The sequence below is a fragment of the Nocardia terpenica genome (assembly GCF_013186535.1).
GTDB classification, from domain to species: domain Bacteria; phylum Actinomycetota; class Actinomycetes; order Mycobacteriales; family Mycobacteriaceae; genus Nocardia; species Nocardia terpenica.
Genome location: NZ_JABMCZ010000003.1, coordinates 1386950 through 1407726 on the forward strand (window position 1 = coordinate 1386950; position 20777 = coordinate 1407726).

Here is a 20777-nt window from a genome sequence, read left to right on the forward strand (position 1 = left end):
CGCCACCCGGGTGGGAGAACATAGCGCCGATCGTAGCGATCGGCTCAATCGCTCCTCGAAGGCAGCAGTCGGAACCGGTGGGCCTCCGGATCGGCCAGCACCGTTCCGGCGGCGGTATCGGTGGGCGGCAGCGTCTTCGCGCCCGCGGCGCACAGGCGGGCGATCTCCTCGGCCGGGTCGTCGGCCGGGAACGAGATCAGATCCAGGTGCAGGCGGCCGCGATCGGGTGGCTCCTCGGTGCTGTGCAGGAATTCCAGCCACGGCCCCTGCCCGGTCGCCGCCCGGATCCCGGTGAGCCGATCCTCGTCGTGCACGATCGGCCAGCCCGCGGCCGTCACCCAGAACCGCGCCAGCCCCGCCGGATCGCGCGCGTCGACGACGATCGCGGCCACCGCACCGGTGTCCACATACCGCTCCCGCGGCTCCAGCACGCAGAACTCGTTGCCCTCCGGATCGGCCAGCACCACCCACGGCACCTCGCCCTGCCCGATGTCGATCCGCCGCGCCCCCAACGCCAGCGCCCGATCCACCTGCCGCCGTTGATGTTCCGCCGACCGACTCCCCACATCCAGATGAATCCGATTCTTCCCCCGCTTCTTCCGCACCCCTCGCCCGACGAACGCCAACCCCACCTCCACCCCCTCCGGATCGACCCCCGCCACCTCCACCATCCCCGCCCCCTCGACGGCCACCACCCACCCCAAAACCCCTGCCCAAAACCGCCCTACAACCTCAGGCCGCTCCACCTCGAACACCACACGCGCCAACCGAGTGGACATCCGCCCACCGTAACCCCGAATATTCAGAACCGAAAGCGTGCCGCCGCCAAGTCCACTCGGTCACCCAGCACCGGGCAGCCCTCCTCGGCCAGGCGTTGCAGCTGCCGGTGGCGGAGATGCGGAGCGGGGGTGCCGTCCGCGCGCAGGACGCGGTGCCAGGGAAGGTCCGCGGAGTCGGTGCGCATGATCCAGCCGACCGTGCGCGGGGTGGACAGGCCCGCGGCGGCGGCGATGTCGCCGTAGGTGGAGACCCGGCCGGGTGGGATCGAGGCGACCAGTTCGCGGACCCGTTCGACCTCGGCGTCGGTGGTGGCCATCTACAGCACCGCCCGGACGACGGCGGCCGTCTCGGCGGGGCGGGCCTGCGCCACCATGTGATCGCAGTCGAATTCGTGCACGGTCAGCGCGGGGCCGAGCCGTTCGGTGAGTGCCGCTCGCAGCGCGGGCGTCACGATATCCGCCTTCATGGCCTGCACCAGGACGGTCGGCAGCCCGGCGGGCGGGACGACGACATCGCGGGACAGTTCGCTCCAGAAGGACGCGATCGCGGGCGTGCTCATCCGCCACCCCACCCGGCCGTTCGGCGTCGGTGTCAGGTGCTCGTCGAGTTCGGCGTCCAGCAGCCGGGGTTCGACCTCGGCCCAGCCGGACCCGATCTTGTCCGCGCGCGCCGCCGCCGCGTCCGGGTAGTCCGGCTCGGCGATCACGCTCTCGGCGATCTCCAGCATGAACGCCGGGTCCATGCCCATGGCCGGGTCCAGCAGCACCAGCGCGCGCACGAGCTCCGGATACCGACGGGCGAGATGGATACCGATGGCGCCGCCGAACGAATGCCCGACCACCACCGCGGGCTCGCCGTCCAGCAGCGGCGCCACATCCTCGACGACGGTCTCGAAGGTCCACGGCGGCAGCGACGTCGATCGCCCGTGCCCGGGGAGGTCGGGCGCGACGATACGCAGATCGGGGAGGTACTCGGTGGCCAGCGCCGCCCAGCGGCGACCGTGCCCGGTCAGCCCGTGCAGGGCCAGCACCAGGGGTCCGCTGTCGGGGCCGAAGCGATGAACGTGGAGATCGCGCACCGAATCATTGTGCCGGGCAGCGCCGATCACCGCCAATGCGAAATGGGATGCCTATCACAGGACGAATACGGCCGGTGTGACCGCCACAGTTTGCTACCGGAAAATTATTTCCTGTCGGGGCCGTCTGTTGAAATAGCCGCCGTGATGCGATCGGATAGCGCGGTGCGACTCGTGCGCCGCAGCGAGACGGCCCCCCGCCCGCGGGAGTGGGGCGCCGACGTCCGAACGCTGTTCGCCGGAGGTGCCGAAGGCGTTCCCGGCCAAAAGCATGCCGGGAACACGGTGGGGGAGCATGCCGGGAATGAGGTAGGGGAGCGTGGCGGGAATGAGGTGGGGGAGCACGCCGGAAACAAGGTGGGGGAGCACGTCGGGAGCAGGGTGGGGGAGCATGCCGGGAACAAGGTGGGGGAGCACGTCGGGAGCAGGGTGGGGGAGCATGCCGGGAACAAGGTGGGGGAGCACGTCGGGAGCAGGGTGGGGGAGCATGCCGGGAACAAGGTGGGGGAGCACGCCGGGAGCAGGGTGGGGGAGCATGCCGAGAACAAGGTGGGGAAGCACGCCAGGAATAGGGTGGGGTGGCGGCCCTGGCAGGTGCTGGGTGGGCCCGGGACGGGTAAGACCGCGCTGCTGATCGATGTTGCCGTCGATCGCATTGCTGCCGGTGCCGATCCGGAATCGGTGCTGGTGCTCACTCATTCGAAGGCGGCTGCGCTGCGGGTGCGTGGTGCCGTTACCCGGCAGCTGTCCGCTTCGATCGGCGGCGTGCCCGGCGCCACCCGGGAGCCGCTGGTGCGCACCGTGCACTCCTACGCCTTCGCGCTGCTGCGCACCCATGCCGCCGCGCACGGTAATCCGCCGCCGCGCCTGTTGACCGGCACCGAGCAGGACGTGGTGCTGCGCGAGATGCTGCGCGGCGAAGTCGAGGATATCGCCCGCGGCGCCGAGGAATTGTGGCCGCAGCGGCTGCAACCGGGGCTGGGGACGGTCGGATTCGCCGAGCAATTGCGCGACCTCATGTTGCGCGCCACCGAACGCGGCCTGGGGCCCGAGGATCTGGTGGAATTGGGCCGCCTGCACGACCGCCCGGAATGGGAGGCGGCGGGGCGCTTCGCCGAACGCTACGAGCAGGCGATGCTGCTGCGCTGGTCGGTCGGCGTCGAGGCGCCGGAGGCGAGCGCCCCGGCCCTGGACGCGGCGGAACTGGTGGGCGCGGCGCTGGACGCGCTGGCGCTGGATCCGCGATTGCTGGACGGCGAGCGCGACCGCATCCGCTATCTGCTCGTCGACGACGCCCAGCACCTGGATCCGCTGGCGGCGCAACTGATTCGGGCGATCGGCGGCGGCGCGGCGACGGTGGTGATCGCGGGGGATCCGGATCAGGCGGTATTCACCTTCCGCGGCGCGGACTCCCGCTTCGCCGCCGACCCCGACGCGCCGCACGAACGACGAATCATCCTGCGCGACAACCACCGTTGCGCCCCCGCCGTGCGCGAGGCCGTGGCGCGGGTCGCCGCCCGGCTGCCGGGTAGTTTCCCGCATCGCTCGCAGGTCGGTGCGCCGGACGAAAACGACGGCGCGGGTGTGGATTTCGCGGTCCGGGTGCTGACCACCCCGGCCAAGGAGGCCGCCCTCATCGCCGACCGGCTGCGCCGCGCCCACCTCACCGACGGGGTGCCGTGGTCGCGGATGGCGGTCGTCGTGCGCTCGGTTCCGCTGTCGCTGGCGCCGCTGCGCCGCGCCCTGCTGGCCGCGGGAGTCCCGGTGCTGCAACCGAAACCGGACGTCCCGCTGGCCCGCCGCCGCGGCGCGTCCTGGATGCTGCTGACCCTGCGCGCCCTGCTGTCCGGCGAGCGCGGCGGCGCGGAGATCATCGGCTCGACCACCTTCACCGCCGACGACGCCCTGGACCTGCTCTCCGGGCCGCTCGGCGGCGCGGACCAGATCAGCCTGCGCCGCCTGCGCCGCGGCATCCGCCGCACCCTGCTGGAACGCGGCCGCGGCTCCGCCGAGACCGACCCGCGAGACGGCGGGGATACTCCGACCGACGCGGATCGGCACGATGAAACAGCGGACCGTCGGGCGCGGCGGTCGAGCGCGCTCGACGACGAATTCGGCGTCGACACGGTCGATTCCGCGCGTTTCGCCGATCTGGACCGCTCATCGGCGGAGGTGCTGCGGGATCTGATCGCCGGGGTCGGGGACTTCACGATTCTGGATCGGCTCACCGAGGTGGAGGCCGCGCCGCTGCGGCGGGTACTGAAGGCGATCGGCCGGGCGCGGCGGGCGCGCACGCGCGGGGCCGGGCTCGAGGACGTGCTGTGGGCGCTGTGGACCGCGTCGCGCCTGGAGAAGCGGTGGGTCGGGCAGTCCGAGCGCGGCGGCGCGGTCGGGATGCAGGCCGACCGCGATCTCGATGCCGCGGTGGGACTGTTCGACGCGGCCGCGGCCTACGTCGACCGGCTGCCGCGCGCCACGGTCGAGGGCTTCGTGGAATACCTGGAGCAGCAGGAGATTCCGCAGGATTCCGCCCCGCTCACCGATTCCGGGGATGCCGTGGCGATCGTCAGCGCGCACGCGGCGGCGGGCCGGGAGTGGGACGTGGTCGCCATCGCCGGTGTGCAGGAAGGGATCTGGCCGAATCTGCGCCCGCGCGGCACCCTGCTGGGCGTCGAGGATCTGGTGGATCTCATGGCGGGCGTGGCCGATCCGGGCGAACAGGTGAGCCGCGCCGCGCCCATCCTCGCCGAGGAACGCCGCCTGCTGCTGCTCGCGTGCAGCCGTGCCCGGCGCAGCCTGCTGGTGACCGCCGTCGAATCCGTCAGCGGCGACCGGGATCTGGTGCCGTCCCGCTTCCTCGCCGAACTCGACCCGACGGCCGAACCCGGTGAGCCGGGCCGCATTCCACCCCCGATCGACCCGGGGCGGGCGCTGGTCATGCAGGCGCTCATCGCCGAATTACGCGGTGTCGCATGCGATCCCGAGGACGTCCCGGTGCGCCGAGAGCGCGCGGCCCGGCAGCTGGCCCGGCTGGCCCGCGCGGGCGTGCGCGGCGCGCATCCCGACGACTGGTACGGCACCGCCGCGCCGAGTTCGCAACTGCCGCTGTGGGGCGACGAGGAGGGCCCGGTCGCGCTGTCCCCGTCCACGGTGGAGCTGCTGAAGACCTGCCCGCTGCGCTGGGCGCTGGAGCGCCACGGCGGCAGCGACGGCGACAACCCGCATGCGGTGAAGGGCAATCTGGTGCACACCCTGGTGCAGGCGCTGGCGGGCCAGGTGACCGAGGCCCAGGTGAAGGCGGCGCTGGTGCGGGCGTGGAAGGCGATCGATCCGGCCTCCGGCGACACCGGCCCGCAGAGCTGGCATTCGCGGCAGGAACTGCGCCGCACCGAATCCATGCTCGACACCTTCCTGGCCTGGCTGCGCAACACCCGCGACGAGCTCACCCAGATGGGCGTGGAGGTCCCCGTCGACTGCGTCCTGCCCGCCCGCGACCCCGACGAATACCCGGTCCGCATCCGGGGTCGGGTCGACCGGGTCGAGCGAGACGCCCTGGGCCGCTTCGTGATCGTCGACGTGAAGACCGGCAAGACCCCGATCTCCAAACAGGCCGCCCAGGACCACGCCCAACTGGCGACCTACCAGGTCGCCGCCGCAGCGGGCGCCCTCGACGACGACTCCCCAGCCGCCACCCCCGGCGGCGCCCGCCTCATCTACGTGGCCAAACCCAACACCCGCGAAGGAGCCACCCAACGCCTCCAACCTCCTTTGGACCCCGAAGCCCTCACCGAATGGCGCACCACCATCCACACCGCCGCCACCTCCACCCGCGGCCCCAGCTACCTGGCCATGCGCAACGACGGCTGCCGCCACTGCCCGGTCTCCACCAGCTGCCCCGTCCAAGACACCGGCCGCCAGGTAACCGACGAATGACCGGGAACAACGGACAAGCCACCCGCCCCGACGGGCGACCCCTCACTCGAACTCACCTGTGCCGCAGTTCGTTTGAACAAACGACCGGCCACAACAAGCGAGTCGCCGGATACCCATGGCTCCTCGCGCCCCCGCCGAGCATCCGCGCCAAAATAGTCTCCCCGGCAGATCGCGTCGACATGTTCCTCATGCCCCCGCCGAGCGTTAGCGAGGTGGGGGCATGAGGATCTCGCCGGGGGAGTTGGCCGAGGCGCTCGGGATGCCGCCGCCTACGGAGGAGCAGGCTGCCGTGATTGCCGCGCCGCCGGGGCCCACGTTGGTCGTGGCGGGGGCGGGGGCGGGGAAGACCGAGACGATGGCGGCTCGGGTGGTGTGGATGGTGGCCAATGGGCTGGTTGCTCCCGATGCGGTGCTGGGGCTGACATTCACTCGAAAAGCCGCGCAGCAGTTGACCACCCGCATTCGGACCCGGCTGGCGCGGCTGGCGGGGGCGGCACTGCTGCGGGAGCTGGATCCGAGCGGTCGGTTGCGGGCGCGGTTGACCGCCGCCGAGCCGGAGATCAGTACCTATCACTCGTACGCGGGTCGGCTGCTGTCCGAGCACGGCCTGTTGCTGCCGGTGGAACCGAACGCGACGCTGCTCACCGAGACCCAGCTGTGGCAGCTCGCGCATCGGGTGGTCACCGGGTGGGACGGCGACCTGGATACCGACCGGACACCGGTGTCGGTGACCGAGGCGGTGCTGGCCCTGTCCGGCCAACTCGCCGAACACCTGGTGGAACCCGAGCAACTGGCCGAGGCGCACACCGAGCTGGAGAAGCTGATCCTCACCCTGCCCAAGGGCCCCCGCCAGCGCGGTGGCCCCAGCCGGGAACTGCTCGGCCTGCTGGCCGTGCAGCACGAGCGGGTGGCCCTGCTCCCGCTGGTCCAGCGCCTGGCCGAGGAACTGCGCCGCCGCGGCGCCCTCGACTTCGGCGCCCAGATGTCGCTGGCCGCCCGCCTCGCCGCCGAACACCCCGAGGTCGGCGCCGCCGAACGCGACCGCTTCCGCCTGGTCCTGCTCGACGAATACCAGGACACCGGCCACGCCCAGCGCATCCTGCTGGCCGCCCTCTTCGGCGACCTGGACAGCGCCCGAGGTACCGCGCCGCCGGGAGCAGCAGAGCAGCACCCGGACTCCGGTCGCTGGCCCGACCCCGACCGGTCTCGCTTGGCGGTCACCGCGGTCGGTGACCCGATGCAGTCCATCTACGGCTGGCGCGGCGCATCGGCCGCGAACCTGCCCCGATTCGCCACCGACTTCCCCAGTGCCCCAGGCGTTCCCGCGCCGATCCTGCCGCTGCTGACCAGCTGGCGCAATCCGCCGGAGGCACTCGATCTGGCCAATCTGGTGGCGGAACCCTTGCGGCACACCGAGAGTGGGGTGTCGGTGGACGCGTTGCGCCCGCGCCCCGATGCCACGGCGGGCACGGTGGCCCTGGCGCTGCTGGAAACCGTTGCCGCGGAACGCGAATGGGTGGCCGAGCGGATCGCCGCCGAATGGGAGGCGCACGCCGACGCGGGTGCGCCACCGCCCACCTCGGCGGTTCTGGTGCGCCGCAATGCCGATGCGGCCCCGCTCGCGGAGGCGTTGCGCGAGCGCGGATTACCGGTGGAGATCGTCGGGCTGGGCGGGCTGCTGGCGACGGCGGAGGTGGCCGATGTGGTCGCCACGCTGCGGCTGATCGCCGACCCGGCGGCCGGGAGCGCGGCCATGCGGATCCTCACCGGCGCGCGCTGGCGCCTCGGCATCAGCGACCTCGCCGCGCTGGCGCGCCGGGCCCGGGACCTGTCCATCACCCCGCCGCCCGACGAGTCCGCCGCCATTACCGACACCGCGGGTCTCGCGGCCGCGCTGCGGGCGGTCGCGCCCGAACCGGCCGAGCGCGCCGGGCTCGCGGACGCCATCGCCGATCCCGGTGCGGCCGAACAGTATTCGCCAGCCGGATACCAGCGCATCGTGACCCTGAGCCGTGAGCTGTCGGCGCTGCGCGAGCGCGCGGGCCAGTCGCTGCCAGAGCTGGTCGCCGACGTGGAACGGACCATCGGCGTCGGCGTGGAGACCCAGGCCCGGCGCGCGTCGGCCGGGGGCGGCGCGGGCCGCGAACATCTCGACGCCTTCGCCGAGGTGGTCGCCGGGTACGCGAGCGATCACCGCGCCTCGCTGCCCGGCCTGCTGGCCTTCCTTGCCGCGGCCGAGGAGGTCGAGAACGGTTTGGAGCCGGGCGAGGTCGAGGTCGCCCGCGACCGCGTGCAGGTGCTGACCGTGCATGCCGCCAAGGGCCTGGAATGGGAGGTGGTGGCGGTTCCGCACGTGGTGCGCGGGGTGTTCCCGTCCGGCACCGCCGCCGGTACCTGGCTCGGCGCCCTTGCCGAACTGCCGACCGCCCTGCGCGGCGACCGGCAGCGCGAGGACGCCCCCGACGGCGTCCCGGTCCTGGACCTGGCCGACCTCTACGACCGCTCCGACCTGGAGCAGGCGATCAAGGCGCACAAGGACGCCCTCAACCGCCGCCGCCTGGACGAGGAGCGCCGCCTGTTCTACGTCGCGCTCACCAGAACCGAACGCGCCCTGTTCGTTTCGGCCCACCACTGGGCCGAGACCGGCGCCGCCCCGAAGGGCCCCTCCGATTTCCTGCTGGACCTGAAGCACGCCACCGAACATCCGGATTCGGCCCTCCCCACCGCCATTCGCATCGACGACTGGGCCGATCCGCCGTCCACCGACGACGTCAACCCCTTCACCGACAACCCCGCCAGCGCCGAATGGCCCCGCGACCCGCTCGGCAAGCGCCGCGACGCCGTCCAGCAGGGCGCCGCGCTGGTCCGCGACGCCCTGCGCGAAAGCCCCGACGGCGCAACCACATTCGCTCCCGAGCCGGACGGTGCCGAACCCGCCGGGCAGCTCGCCTTGTTCGGCGAATCCGAGGTCGACGAGCCGGACTCCCCTCCAGAGGACATTCCCGAGCCCGAGGACGACGATCCCGAGGGTTGGGCCGAGGATGTGGACGCCCTGCTCGCCGAGCACTTCGCCGCGACCGACGGCATCCGGGAAGTCGAACTGCCCGAACAACTTCCGGCCACCGCGCTGGTGGAGCTGCGCGCCGATCCGGCGAAACTCGCCGCGCGGCTGCGCCGTCCGCTGCCGTATCCGCCGAGTCCGTTCGCGCGCCGGGGCACCGCCTTCCACGCCTGGGTGCAGCGCTGGTTCGGCGCGACCCGCCTGCTGGATCTGGACGAGCTGCCCGGCGCCGCCGACAGCGGGGCCGACGATGCCGAACTGGTCCGGATGCAGGAGGCGTTCCTGTCCTCGCCGTGGGCCGACCGCAATCCCGTCGAGGTCGAGGTCGCCTTCGAAACCTCCCTGGCGGGCACCCTGATTCGGGGCCGCATGGACGCGGTGTTCACCGAACCCGACGGCCGCTGGCTGGTGCTGGACTGGAAGACCGGCGCGGAACCGACTCGCGCGGAAGAGGAATCGGTCGCCATGCAGCTGGCCGTCTACCGCCTGGCGTGGGCCCGCCTCATGTCCGCCCGCACCGGCGCCCCCGAATCCGACATGCTCGCCCGCACCTCCGCCGCCTTCCACTACATCCGCACCGGCCGCACCATCTCCCCCCCAACCCTCCCCGGCCTCGAGGAACTGGAAACCCTGCTCCGCACCGCAGGCAACCCCTGGACCTCCCAGCCCGACGACTGACTCACCTGATTCCGGCCAAAAGCATGCCGGAATCCACTATGTCGCGTCGGTCCTCGCATGTCGCGTCGGTCCTCGCATGTCGCGTCGGTCCTCGCATGTCGCGTCGGTCCTCGCGTGTCGCGTCGGTCCTCGCGTGTCGCGTCGGTCCTCGCGTGTCGCGTCGGTCCTCGCGTGTCGCGTCGGTCCTCGCGTGTCGCGTCGGTCCTCGCGTGTCGCGTCGGTCCTCGCGTGTCGCGTCGGTCCTCGCGTGTCGCGTCGGTCCTCGCGTGCCGTGCCGGTCCTCGCATGTCGCGTCAGTTCCGGCGTGCGCCTGCGAGTTCCGGCGTGCGCCTGCGAGTCCCGGCGTGCGCCCGCGAGTCCCGGCGTGCGCCCGCGAGTCCCGGCGTGCGCCCGCCAGTCCCGGCGTGCGCCCGCCAGTCCCGGCATGCGCCTGTCAGTTCCGGCGCGCCGCCCGCCAGTTCCGGCATGCGCCTGTCGGTTTCGGCATGCGCCCTTTGTTCCCGGCATGCCGCCCCTCTGGTCCCGGCACGTCGTCCCTCTGGTCCCGGCATGCTTTTGGCCGGGACCTACCCCGCCCGTCGAACCCGGAGCGACGCGGTGACCAGCGGAATCTGTAGCGGCAGCCGCAGCACGGAAATCACTCGAATCGCCTTCGACGCCTTCGGGTTTCGCAGGCTGTCGACGGTGAACTGCACATTGGCCGGGAAGACGGCGATGAACAGCAGGGCGGCGAGCAGGCCGCCGAGGCGGCGGGTGCGGGGGATCGATAGGGCGGCGGCGATGCCGAGTTCCGCGATCCCGGACAGGTGGGTGTAGGTGCGTGCCCGGCCGGGCAGGGCGCGCGGCACGATCGAATCGAATGGCTTCGGCGCGGCGAAATGCAGCGTGCCGGAGCCGAACAGCAGGGCCGCCAGCAGGTAGGCGCGTCGGTGCGAGGGTGCCGTCTCGGTGCTCATGGGTGAACGATCTCATTCGTGCGCCGGTCCGTCGAGGCGGGCCGGGCGCAGTGGCGCTGCTCATACCCGCAGCTCCCGCGCGCGCCGCGCCGCCCGTCCGCCCCGTCGGCCGGTACGCTGCCGTCCTGTGCCGCGGATGAGGACGAATGGGGCCGGTGGGTCCGGTGTTCGGTGAACGCCCCTCCTTCGGTCTGCCCCGACTGACCGATCGGCCCGACTACCGTCTCGTCGGGATCCTGCGCATCCCGGAGATCCAGATCAGCCCGTGGGTGTCGCTCACGCGCCGGGTGCTGTTCGCGGTCGGCCTGCTGGTCGCCGCCACCCTGGTGGTATACTTCGGCCGCGACGGCTACCACGACACCCAGGGCGACGACCTCTCGCTGCTGGACGCGGCCTATTACTCGACGGTGTCGCTGTCGACCACCGGTTACGGCGACATCACCCCGTTCACCCCGCAGGCCCGGCTGATCAATACCGTCGTCATCACGCCGCTGCGGATCCTCTTCCTGATCGTTCTGGTCGGCACCACCCTGCAGGTGCTGACCGAACGGTCCCGGCAGGCGTTCAAGATTCAGCGATGGAGGCACAGGGTGCGCAATCACACCGTGGTCGTCGGGTACGGGACGAAGGGGCGCACCGCCATCGACGCCATGCTCGGCGACGGCGTGCCCGCCCAGGACATCGTGGTCGTCGACACCGACCACGCCGTGCTGGAGGCCGCCGCGAACGCGGGCCTGGTCACCGTGCACGGCTCCGCGGCCCGGTCAGACGTGCTGCGGCTGGCCGGGGCGCAGCACGCGGCGGCGGTCGTGGTCGCCGCCAATCGCGACGACACCGCCGTGCTGATCACCCTGACCGCGCGCGAGCTCAATGCGAAAGCCAAGATCATCGCCTCGATCCGGGAATCGGAGAACACCCACCTGCTGCGCCAGTCCGGCGCCGATTCGGTGGTGGTGTCCTCGGAGACCGCGGGCAGGCTGCTCGGCATCGCCACCACGACCCCGAGCGTGGTGGACATGATCGAGGATCTGCTCACCCCCGAGGCCGGATTCGCCATCGCCGAACGCGAGGTGGGCCCCGACGAGGTCGGCGGCTCGCCCCGGCATCTGCGCGACATCGTGCTGGGCGTGGTGCGCGGCGGCACGCTGATCCGGGTCGACGAGCCCGCCGTGGACGCGCTGGAGGCACACGACAAGTTGCTGTACATCCGCCGCGTGCAGAAGTGAGAGCGGACGATACGCTCGGTGGTGTGTCGGGTTTTCAGCTGAAAAACGTTCCGCTGCTGTCGCGTTCCGCGCTGGATCGCGCCGAGGAGCTCCGTTCGGACGAGCAGGCGCTGAAGGCGGGCTGGGCGAATGCCCGGCTGCTGCGGGTGAACCGACGCGGTCAGATCCGATTCGACGACGACGCGCTGCTGCTGGAACCGGCCACGAATCTATCCGCCGAACCGGCTCCCGAGGCGGTGTTCCTCGGTGTCGACGCGGGCGTGCACCTGTGGGCGGTGCGGGACAACGACATCGAGGGCCGCCTGCTGGACCTGCGCATGATCGGCGCCGCGGGCGTTCCGCTCGACGATCTGGGCCTCGGGATGTTCTCGGCCGCGATGGCCCTGCTGAACTGGCACGACCAGGCCCGCTTCAGCGCCGTCGACGGCACGCCCACCACCTCGGCCAAGGGCGGTTGGTCGCGATTCACCGAGGATGGGCGCGAAGAGTTCCCGCGCATCGACCCCGCGGTCATCTGCCTGGTCCACGACGGGGCCGACCGGGTGCTGCTGGCCCGGCAGCACACCTGGCCCGAGGGCATGTTCTCGCTGCTGGCCGGTTTCGTGGAGGCGGGGGAGTCGCTGGAGCGCTGCGTGGAGCGCGAGATCAAGGAGGAGGTCGGCGTCGACGTCCGCGAGATCGGCTACCTCGGCAGCCAGCCCTGGCCGCTCCCGCGCTCGCTCATGCTCGGCTTCGCCGCCGTGGCCGACCCGGAGCAGCCGCTGATCTTCTCCGACGGCGAGATCGCCGAGGCGCACTGGTTCACCCGCGACGAGGTCCGCGAAGCCCTCACCCGCGGCGCCTGGGGTTCGCAAGGCTCCGAGGGCGCCCGCCTGATGCTCCCGGGCTCGATCTCCATCGCCCGCACCATCATCGAATCCTGGGTCCCCGCACCCTGATCCACCCGGCGACAGCAATGCCCGGCGAAGGTCGCGACCTTCGCCGGGAGATGTTTCGGCGTTCGCCCGACTCAGGCGATGGCGCTGAGGGCCTGCTTGACCTGGGCCAGTGAGGGATTGGTGGCGACGGAGCCGTCGGCGTACTTCACGGTCGGCACCACGTGGTTGCCGCCGTTGACGCTGCCGACGAATTCGGCTGCCGCGGGGTCCTCTTCGATATCGACCTCGGTATAGGAGATCCCGGCCTCTTGCAACTGCGTCTTGAGGCGGCGGCAGTAGCCGCACCAGGTCGTGGAATACATGATCAGGTCGGTAGCACTCACGGCCCCTACAACAGCGAACCGGTGACCCCTGTTCCCGGGGCTCGAGGGCTTGCGAGGCGTTTAGTATGCGCACATACTAAACGCATGACGCAGATCGCCTCCGCCCGTGCCACCTCCACGGCCGCCCCCGCCGACTTCTTCGCCCGCTGGGCCGACATGCAGACCTGGCCGGAGTGGAATTCGGATACCGAATGGGTGCGGCTCGACGGCCCGTTCGGCCCCGGCGCCACCGGCACCCTGAAGCCGAAGGGCGGCCCGAAGGTGTCGTTCACGGTGGCGAAACTCACCGACACCGAATTCGTCGACGTCTCGCGGCTGTTCGGCGCGCGGCTGGCCTTCGCGCATCAGGTCGAGTCGTCCGAAGGCCGCACCGAGGTCTCGGTGCAGATCTCGATCGAGGGTCCGCTGGGCTGGTTCTGGACCCGGGTGCTCGGCGGCGACCTGGCGAAATCCGCGCAGCGCGACCTCGACGCACTGGTCGTGGCCGCCGAAGGGCAGCGAGCGTGACCTCCGCTATGGTCGGCCCGTGATCGAGGAACCGACCGGAGGTTTCCGCAGTGCATTCGCCCGCGATGCCGACGCGAGTCCCGGCTTGCTGCTGTGGCAGGTGACCAACCGCTGGCAGGCCGCCCAGCGTGCCGCGCTCGCACCGTTCGATCTCACCCACGTCCAGTTCGTGCTGCTGGCCTCGCTGACCTACTTCGCCCAGCCCGGCGGCGAGCCGATCACCCAGCGCGACCTGGCCGCCCACGCCGCCACCGACCCGATGATGACCTCCCAGGTGCTGCGCGCCCTGGAGCACAAGGGCCTCGTCGAACGCCACGACCATCCGCACGACCGCCGCGCGAAGTCCCTCGCACCGACGAAAGCCGGTGTGGCACTGGTCAACCGGGCGATCGTGGCGGTCGAGACCTGCGACCGCGAATTCTTCGAACCGCTCGGCGACCGCCTCCGCGCCTTCACCGGCGCCCTGCGCGATCTCCGCGATCGATGACCCGGCGGTGATCCGCAGGTGTCGGACCGCACTGTCATGATGGAACCCGTGCCCGCCCCGACCAGTCTCCGGCTCGACGGACTCGATCCCGAGCAGGCCGCCGCCGTGCGCGCGCCGCGCGGGCCGGTGTGCGTGCTCGCCGGCGCCGGCACCGGCAAGACCCGCACCATCACCCATCGCATCGCGTATCTGGTCTCGGCCGGTCACGTCCGCGCCGATCAGGTGCTGTCGGTCACCTTCACCGCCCGCGCCGCGGGGGAGCTGCGCAACCGCCTGCGCGCCCTCGGGCTGGGCGGCGAGGCGAATGCCGTGCAGGCCCGCACCTTCCACGCGGCCGCGCTGCGCCAGCTGCGCTACTTCTGGCCGCAGGTCATCGGCGATGTGCCGTGGCGCCTGATCGACAGCAAGTTCCCGATCGTCGCGCAGGCCGCCAACCGTTCGGGCCTGGCCTCCACCACGGAGAACGTGCGCGACCTGGCGAGCGAGATCGAGTGGGCCAAGGCCTCGCTCATCGCCCCCGAGGACTACGTCGCGGCGGTGGCCCGTCGCCATCGCGAAACCCCGTTCGACGCACGCAAGGTCGCGGACGTCTACGCCGGGTACGAAGCCCTGAAGACCAGCCCCGAGGGCCTGCTGCTCGACTTCGACGACCTGCTGCTGCACACCGCGGCCGCCCTGGAGGACTATCCGGCCGTCGCCGAGGAGTTCCGCGGCCGCTACCGCTGCTTCGTCGTCGACGAGTATCAGGACGTCACCCCCCTGCAGCAGCGCGTGCTCGACGCCTGGCTGGGCGACCGCGACGATCTGACCGTCGTCGGCGACGCCAACCAGACCATCTACTCCTTCACCGGCGCCAGCCCGAGCCACCTGCTCGACTTCTCCCGCCGCTTCCCCGACGCCACCGTGGTGCGGCTGGAACGCGACTACCGCTCCACGCCGCAGGTGGTGTCGCTGGCCAATCGGGTCATCGGCGCGGCGCGCGGCCGCATCGCGGGCACCCGCCTGCAGCTCATCGGCCAGCGCGCCGACGGCCCGGAACCCGAGTTCGCCGAATACGACGACGAGCCCGCCGAGGCCCTGGCCGTCGCGAAAGCCATTGCGCGCCTGCTCGGTAAGGGCGTCCCCGCCGCCGAGATCGCCGTGCTCTACCGCATCAACGCCCAGTCCGAGGCGTACGAGCAGGCGCTGACCGAGGCCGGTATCCCGTATCAGGTCCGCGGCGGGGAGGGCTTCTTCCAGCGGGCCGAGGTCCGCCAGGCCGTCACCGCGCTACGCCAGACCGCCGCCCGCGAGGACCTGCCGGACGCCCGCGGCCCCGAACTGGTCACACTGGTCCGCGCGGTGCTGGCCCGGCTCGGCCTCACCGCCACCGAACCCAGCGGCGCGCAGGCCCGCGAACGCTGGTCCGCGCTGCTCGCCCTGGTCCAGCTCGCCGAGGAACTCGCCACCCACGACCCGGACCTGGACCTGCCCGGCCTGCTGCGCGAGCTCGCCGCCCGCGCCGAGGCCCGGCACCCACCGACCGTGCAGGGCGTCACGCTGGCCTCGCTGCACGCCGCCAAGGGCCTGGAGTGGGACGCGGTGTTTCTGGTCGGGCTCGCCGACGGCACGCTGCCGATCGCGCACGTCCTCGCCGAGGGCGGCGCCGTCGCCGACGAGGCCGCGCTCGAGGAGGAACGGCGGCTGCTCTACGTCGGCGTCACCCGCGCCCGCGAACATCTGCGGCTGTCCTGGGCGCTGTCGCGCGGCGAGGGCTCGCGGCGCACGCGCCGGCGCAGCCGCTTCCTCAACGGCCTGGTCCCCGAGGACTCCCCGGCCTCGCGCATCGCCAAGCCCACCGCGGACCGGCGCAAACGCAACCATCCCGGCTGCCGCGTCTGCGGGCGGCCGCTGCTGGGCACCACGTCCACCATGCTGGGTCGCTGCGCGCGCTGCCCGGCCGATCTGGACACCGAACTGCTGGCGGCACTGCAGGACTGGCGGCGGCACAAGGCCGACGAGCTGTCGGTCCCGCATTTCGTGGTGTTCAGCGACACCACGCTCACCGCGATCGCCGAACAGTTGCCCACCGATAATCGGGGCCTGGTCGCGATCCCCGGCATCGGGGCGAAGAAGCTCGGGCAGTTCGGCGCCGAGGTACTAGCCATAGTCCGCTCCCGCCTCGGTGCGCAAGACCATAAAACTGCAGGTGAAAAATAGGTTGTGCGGTTGTGTGGCCGCCGCTTAGGGTGTGATCAGCACCGGGAGGTCATTCCGGCGCGCACAGTGAGAAATCTAGTTTCAGGAGGGAGGCAGCCATGAACGGAATCGTGAACATCGCATCGACCGGCGTTGCATCGTCGGCGATTCCGAGCGTGTGCGTCTCCCGGGGGGTCCTCTCCGCTATGCAGGGGACCGGTCTGTCCGCAGTACGCATGTTCGGGATCGATGCCAAGGCGCCGAAGCATGCCGTCCTGATGGACAAAACCCAGTGGGACTGGCGCCAGGCGTTCACCAACGCCGTTATCGCAGAAGCGATCTTCCACGCGGCACACGCCGACCGCACGCCGGCGTATCTGCCGGGAGCCCGCCTCCGCAACGCCAACCCAGCGACCGTGTTCAGGAGTCGTCACCGACTCAGGTAGGGAACAACTTCCCTCGAGCCACTGGCCACGGATCGCGAACCGCGACACCGTGGCCATAGTTTTATCCGGCCCTTCGGCCACCCGGCACCGGTTTCGCGGAACACAACGAAACGACCGCTGCACGAGCTGAAGGAGCAACAGTGTCGACCGCGACCACTACTCGCGTGACATGCCGATCATCCGTGGCCTCGACTTCCCGCACCCGGGGAGTCACGCTCACCCTGCCCTGCCGGGTCGGTAACCCCGACCTCTGGTTCGCCGAGAGCCCGGCGCAGTTGGAAGAGGCGAAGGCGCTGTGCGCCTCCTGCCCGATCCGCAAGGGCTGCCTGACCGCCGCGTTGGATCGTGGTGAGCCCTGGGGGGTCTGGGGCGGAGAGATCTTCGAACAGGGCGTGGTGATCGCCCGCAAGCGGCCGCGTGGCCGCCCGCGCAAGGTCGCCGTGGTATGAGCATCCGGCCCGAGGGCGGCAGCCTGCGCCATCCCGGCGTAGGGCCGCGCACATGCCACCGCGACCCGTCGATCATCGGCTATGACCTGGAAGGCCAACGAGCCCCGCATCCTTACTTCGAGGTGCGGGGCTCGTTGGGTATTCCGGCCATCCCGATTCCGGCGCGCTTTTGGCCGGAATCCACCGTGCGCGAGGTGGATTCCGGCCAAAAGCACGCCGGAATCACGGGAGTCGTGGGCGTGAAGCGACGAGCGTCGTGGACGACGGTGTGACGAAGAACTCTGGGGGCGGGGCGACTTCAGCGGGGGCGGTGGGGTGGATGGCGAACCGTCAGGCCGTCGGAGACCGCGGTGATCAATGTCATGGTGTCGTTCGTGTGGGCCCACCAGCGGTGGCGGATTCCGGCGGTGCAGTAGTAGGCGTCGCCCGTGGCGAGGGTGATTTCGGTGCCGTCGGCCACGACCGTGATGGCGCCGCGCACCACGTAGATCAATTCGTCGTTGTCGTGGGCGAATTCGCGGTCGCCGCGGTCGGTGCCGCCGGTGAACTCCAGGGCACGCAGGTCGCGGCGGCCGTGCACCAGGGACCGGACCGAGCCGTCGACGCCCGGATCGTCCTGGGCCAGCGCGGAATTCGTTCCGGCGCGGACCACCGACTCGGCGGGGGCCGGGTCGGCCGCGGCGAGCAGTTCGGTCGCGGTGGTGTCCAGGGCGTCGGCGATGCGCTGCAGCGAGCGCAGGCTGGTATTGGTGCGGCCGTTCTCCAGCTGGCTGAGGAACGACGGCGACAGGGCCGTCCGCCGCGCCAACTGGGCCAGCGTCAGCTTCGCGGCCAGCCGCCGGTTGTGCACGACATCGGCCAGGCTCTGCCGGCGCGCTCGATCGAGGACCTCACTGTTCGCCTCCACTCACCCCGCCTCTCGTCGATGTCGCCTCATTCTCGATGCCACACCGCCGAAGCACATCCTTTAGGTCAGTGTGATCGGAAGACTTCCCGCGCCCGGAAGCGTACTGAATATTCAGTGAAACTGGATTTTCGGGAGGCGGCGTGGAGCAGAACACCATCAAGAGACGAGGCGTCGGCCTGATCGGGGTCGATCCCGACCTGTCCTGGCCCGGGTACACGCTGTACGCGCCGCTGGCGGGCCGCGGCGTGGTGGATCTGGTGGATCCGGCGGGCGAGCTCGCGCATCGGTGGACGCTGCCGTATCGGCCGGGGCGGCACGCGCGGCTGCTGGCCGACGGCGTCCTCGCCTACAACGGCGCGACCCTGGCGATCGAGCCGCCGTTCGCCATGTGGCGCAAGTACGGCGGCGGATCCATGGGCCGCTACGACCCGAACGGCGTGCCGCTCACCGAGTTCCGCGACGACTACCAGCACCACGACGCGCATCACTACGACGACGGCCGCATCCTCTACACCGCGGTCGAACCGCTCACCGGCGCCGCCGCCGCGCGCATCGAGGGCGGTGTCGCGGGTACCGAGGCCGACGGCGTGGTGTGGGCGGACGTCGTGCGCGAGGTGGCCGCGGACGGCACACCGCTGTGGGAGTGGCGGGCGTTCGAGCATCTCGAACCCGCCGAATTCGGCCTGCAGCCGCACTATTGGCGCGAGCACTGGCCGCTGATCAACAGCGTGTACCCGCTCGACGAGCACACCGTGGTGGCGAGCCTGCGCAGCGTGTCCGCCGTGATCCGGATCGACCGGCGCACCGGGCGCTACACCACCCTGGCCGACCGCTCGACCGTCGCGCAGCAGCATCACGTGACCCCGGTCGGCGACGGCATGCTGCTGGTCTTCGACAACGGCACCTTCCGCACCGGTGAGTCGGTCACCTACAGCCGGGTCGTCGAAATCGACGCCGCCACCGGCGAACTCGGCTGGGTCTACCAGGACTCCCCGCGCGAGGCGTTCTTCACCCCGTTCATGGGGGGCGCCCAGCGCCTGCCCAACGGCAATACCCTCGTCACCGAGGCCGCCTTCGGCCGCATCTTCGAGGTCACCCGCGACCACCGCATCTGCTGGGAGTACGTGGTGCCGTCGTTCACCACCTACCCGGACCCCGGCGCCGCCGCCGTCTTCCCCGCCCGCTCGAACGCGATCTTCCGCGCGTATCGCTATGCGGCCGAGGAGATTCCGTGGTTGACGCACCGATCGTGAATTCTCTGCCCGGACCGGTCGACGACGTGACCGCTGCGGTCACCATCGCGGCGCTCGCGGCGGCCCGGAATCGGGATGATCGCCGACTCTCGGTTCGGGCTCGGAGGCCGATCCCGCCGCGGCCCCGACGGCGTTGACCGTGTGTTTGCTGCCGTCGACCCGAAAACTCAGCTGGCCGTACGGTGTTCGGCGTAGCCGGGGACCCAGTCGTGCATCAGTCGCATGAACGGCACCTCGGCCTCCAGCTGCGCGCTGATGCCGATGGAGCCCATCAGCACCCGGAACACCATGGTGTGCTCCGGCGGAAGCTGTAGCGACCACGAGGTTCTCATCTCGGTGCTGGTGACGTCGGTGGCCTTGCCCGCCACCCGCTGCATCCACCGGCGGCTGAAGTGGAAGGTCTCGGTGCGGATGGGATCGGAGAACGGGCGCAGCAGATCGGCGATCTCGCGATGGCTGACCGTCTTGCCGGGCAGCACCCAGCCGTTGTCGTACATCAGCCGGGTGAGCTCCTCGTAGCGGTCCTCCACCGCCAGCGCCACCATGCGGCCGAGGATCGGGTCGAATCCGTGCGGCAGCGGTTTGCAGGCGCCGTAGTCGATGACCGCGAGCCGTCCGTCGCCCAGCACCATGAAGTTGCCGGGATGCGGATCGCCGTGCAGCAGGCCCGCCGTCGCGGGCGAGGCGAAATGGAACTCCGCCATCTGCGTGGCCACCCGATTGCGCAGCTCGCGAGTGCCCGCCGGATCGGCGATGCCCTGCGCGATGATCGCCGACACCGGTGTGGCGTCCAGCCACTCGGTCACGATCACCTTGGGCGCGCTGGCTACCACCCGCGGGACCACGAAGCGCGGATGCCCGTCGAACCCCTTGGCGAAGGCGCGCTGATTGCCCGCCTCGATCCGGTAGTCGAGCTCCTCCTCCATGCGGTCGCTGATCTCCGCCAGCATCGGCTTGACGTCGCTGGCCTGCAGCAGCGTGGCGATGACCCCGCCCATTCGGTTCAGGGTCTTGAGGTCGGCGCGCAGCGCCTCGTCGGCGCCCGGGTACTGCACCTTCACCGCGACGTCGCGGCCGTCCGACCACACCGCCCGGTGCACCTGGCCGATGCTGGCCGACGCGGCCGGGGTGTCGTCGAACTCGCGGAAGCGGGTGCGCCAGCCGGTGCCCAGCTGCTGGTCCAGCATGCGGTGCACGGTGGCGGCGGGCATGGGCGGGGCGGCGGCCTGCAGTTTGGTCAGCGCCTCGCGGTAGTGCTCGCCGAACTGCTCGGGCACCGCGGCCTCCATCACCGACAGCGCCTGCCCGAACTTCATTGCGCCGCCCTTGAGTTCACCGAGGACCGCGAACAGCTGCTCGGCCGCGCGCTGGTTGAGCTCGGCGTTGATCTCGCCCCGGTCGCCCCCGGCGAGCTTGCGTCCGAATCCCACCGCCGCGCGGCCCGCGATCCCGAGCGGGATCTTGGCCAGCTTGGCGTTACGGGATGAGCCACGTCGCACAATCTCAGACACGTACCCATCATGGCGGACGTACCGCGCGGTGTGCCATGAGTAATAGGACAACTGCCACATCCCGGCGGT

General features: G+C 71.1%; 18 protein-coding genes. 11 read left to right on the forward strand and 7 right to left on the reverse strand.

Annotated elements, in window-relative coordinates; translation table 11 throughout:
* Positions 1–44: 44 nt before the first annotated feature.
* Genes HPY32_RS27990 through HPY32_RS28000 form a run of 3 tightly spaced genes read right to left on the reverse strand, consistent with a single transcriptional unit; the run spans position 45 to position 1858 of the window.
* Entirely contained in the window at positions 45–779 is a 735-nt protein-coding gene (locus HPY32_RS27990; RefSeq protein ID WP_171983078.1) for a VOC family protein, read from the reverse strand.
* Between the two features lie 23 nt (positions 780–802).
* Entirely contained in the window at positions 803–1096 is a 294-nt protein-coding gene (locus HPY32_RS27995) for an MGMT family protein (RefSeq protein WP_067577241.1), read from the reverse strand.
* Positions 1097–1858 (reverse strand): alpha/beta fold hydrolase, encoded by a 762-nt coding sequence (locus HPY32_RS28000; RefSeq protein ID WP_067584154.1) that lies wholly within the window; start codon positions 1856–1858, stop codon positions 1097–1099.
* A 141-nt stretch (positions 1859–1999) separates the two neighbouring features.
* Here HPY32_RS28000 and HPY32_RS28005 point away from each other — a divergent pair, with 141 nt between their 5' ends.
* Together HPY32_RS28005 and HPY32_RS28010 are read left to right on the forward strand one after the other, a co-directional pair.
* A complete protein-coding gene (locus HPY32_RS28005) occupies positions 2000–5788 on the forward strand; it encodes an ATP-dependent helicase (RefSeq protein ID WP_444939662.1) in 3789 nt (1262 codons plus the stop codon).
* A 220-nt stretch (positions 5789–6008) separates the two neighbouring features.
* Positions 6009–9527 (forward strand): ATP-dependent helicase, encoded by a 3519-nt coding sequence (locus HPY32_RS28010; protein WP_067577243.1) that lies wholly within the window; start codon positions 6009–6011, stop codon positions 9525–9527.
* A 566-nt stretch (positions 9528–10093) separates the two neighbouring features.
* Here HPY32_RS28010 and HPY32_RS28015 read toward each other — a convergent pair.
* Positions 10094–10483: a DoxX family protein gene (locus HPY32_RS28015; RefSeq protein WP_067577245.1), complete on the reverse strand. Its 390-nt coding sequence runs from the start codon at positions 10481–10483 to the stop codon at positions 10094–10096.
* A gap of 146 nt (positions 10484–10629) precedes the next feature.
* On the opposite strand from HPY32_RS28015, the gene HPY32_RS44895 reads away from it, so the two are divergent.
* Complete coding sequence (locus HPY32_RS44895) at positions 10630–11709, forward strand: potassium channel family protein (protein ID WP_067577247.1); 1080 nt, start codon at positions 10630–10632, stop codon at positions 11707–11709.
* A 23-nt stretch (positions 11710–11732) separates the two neighbouring features.
* On the forward strand, positions 11733–12647 hold the full coding sequence (gene nudC / locus HPY32_RS44900) for an NAD(+) diphosphatase (protein ID WP_067577249.1): 915 nt from the start codon (positions 11733–11735) through the stop codon (positions 12645–12647).
* 71 nt (positions 12648–12718) lie between these two features.
* Here nudC and HPY32_RS28030 read toward each other — a convergent pair whose 3' ends face one another.
* A complete protein-coding gene (locus HPY32_RS28030; protein WP_269456463.1) occupies positions 12719–12970 on the reverse strand; it encodes a mycoredoxin in 252 nt (83 codons plus the stop codon).
* 84 nt (positions 12971–13054) lie between these two features.
* Here HPY32_RS28030 and HPY32_RS28035 point away from each other — a divergent pair, with 84 nt between their 5' ends.
* From HPY32_RS28035 to HPY32_RS28060, 6 genes are all read left to right on the forward strand, one after another.
* A complete protein-coding gene (locus tag HPY32_RS28035; RefSeq protein WP_067577251.1) occupies positions 13055–13477 on the forward strand; it encodes an SRPBCC family protein in 423 nt (140 codons plus the stop codon).
* 19 nt (positions 13478–13496) lie between these two features.
* Entirely contained in the window at positions 13497–13964 is a 468-nt protein-coding gene (locus HPY32_RS28040) for a MarR family winged helix-turn-helix transcriptional regulator (protein ID WP_231951265.1), read from the forward strand.
* A gap of 36 nt (positions 13965–14000) precedes the next feature.
* On the forward strand, positions 14001–16163 hold the full coding sequence (locus tag HPY32_RS28045) for an ATP-dependent DNA helicase UvrD2 (RefSeq protein WP_067584163.1): 2163 nt from the start codon (positions 14001–14003) through the stop codon (positions 16161–16163).
* A 98-nt stretch (positions 16164–16261) separates the two neighbouring features.
* A complete protein-coding gene (locus HPY32_RS28050; RefSeq protein ID WP_156673772.1) occupies positions 16262–16588 on the forward strand; it encodes a hypothetical protein in 327 nt (108 codons plus the stop codon).
* 164 nt (positions 16589–16752) lie between these two features.
* A complete protein-coding gene (locus HPY32_RS28055; RefSeq protein WP_067577256.1) occupies positions 16753–17037 on the forward strand; it encodes a WhiB family transcriptional regulator in 285 nt (94 codons plus the stop codon).
* Positions 17034–17309, forward strand: a complete 276-nt coding sequence (locus HPY32_RS28060; protein ID WP_067577258.1) for a hypothetical protein — start codon at positions 17034–17036, stop codon at positions 17307–17309. Before HPY32_RS28055 ends, HPY32_RS28060 begins: the two co-directional genes overlap by 4 nt.
* 26 nt (positions 17310–17335) lie before the next feature.
* On the opposite strand, the gene HPY32_RS28065 is transcribed toward HPY32_RS28060, so the two are convergent.
* Positions 17336–17944: a helix-turn-helix domain-containing protein gene (locus HPY32_RS28065; protein ID WP_197696310.1), complete on the reverse strand. Its 609-nt coding sequence runs from the start codon at positions 17942–17944 to the stop codon at positions 17336–17338.
* Between the two features lie 140 nt (positions 17945–18084).
* Here HPY32_RS28065 and HPY32_RS28070 point away from each other — a divergent pair, with 140 nt between their 5' ends.
* A complete protein-coding gene (locus tag HPY32_RS28070; RefSeq protein ID WP_067577260.1) occupies positions 18085–19197 on the forward strand; it encodes an aryl-sulfate sulfotransferase in 1113 nt (370 codons plus the stop codon).
* A 167-nt stretch (positions 19198–19364) separates the two neighbouring features.
* On the opposite strand, the gene HPY32_RS28075 is transcribed toward HPY32_RS28070, so the two are convergent.
* Entirely contained in the window at positions 19365–20768 is a 1404-nt protein-coding gene (locus HPY32_RS28075; RefSeq protein ID WP_171983079.1) for an ABC1 kinase family protein, read from the reverse strand.
* Positions 20769–20777 lie beyond the last annotated feature (9 nt).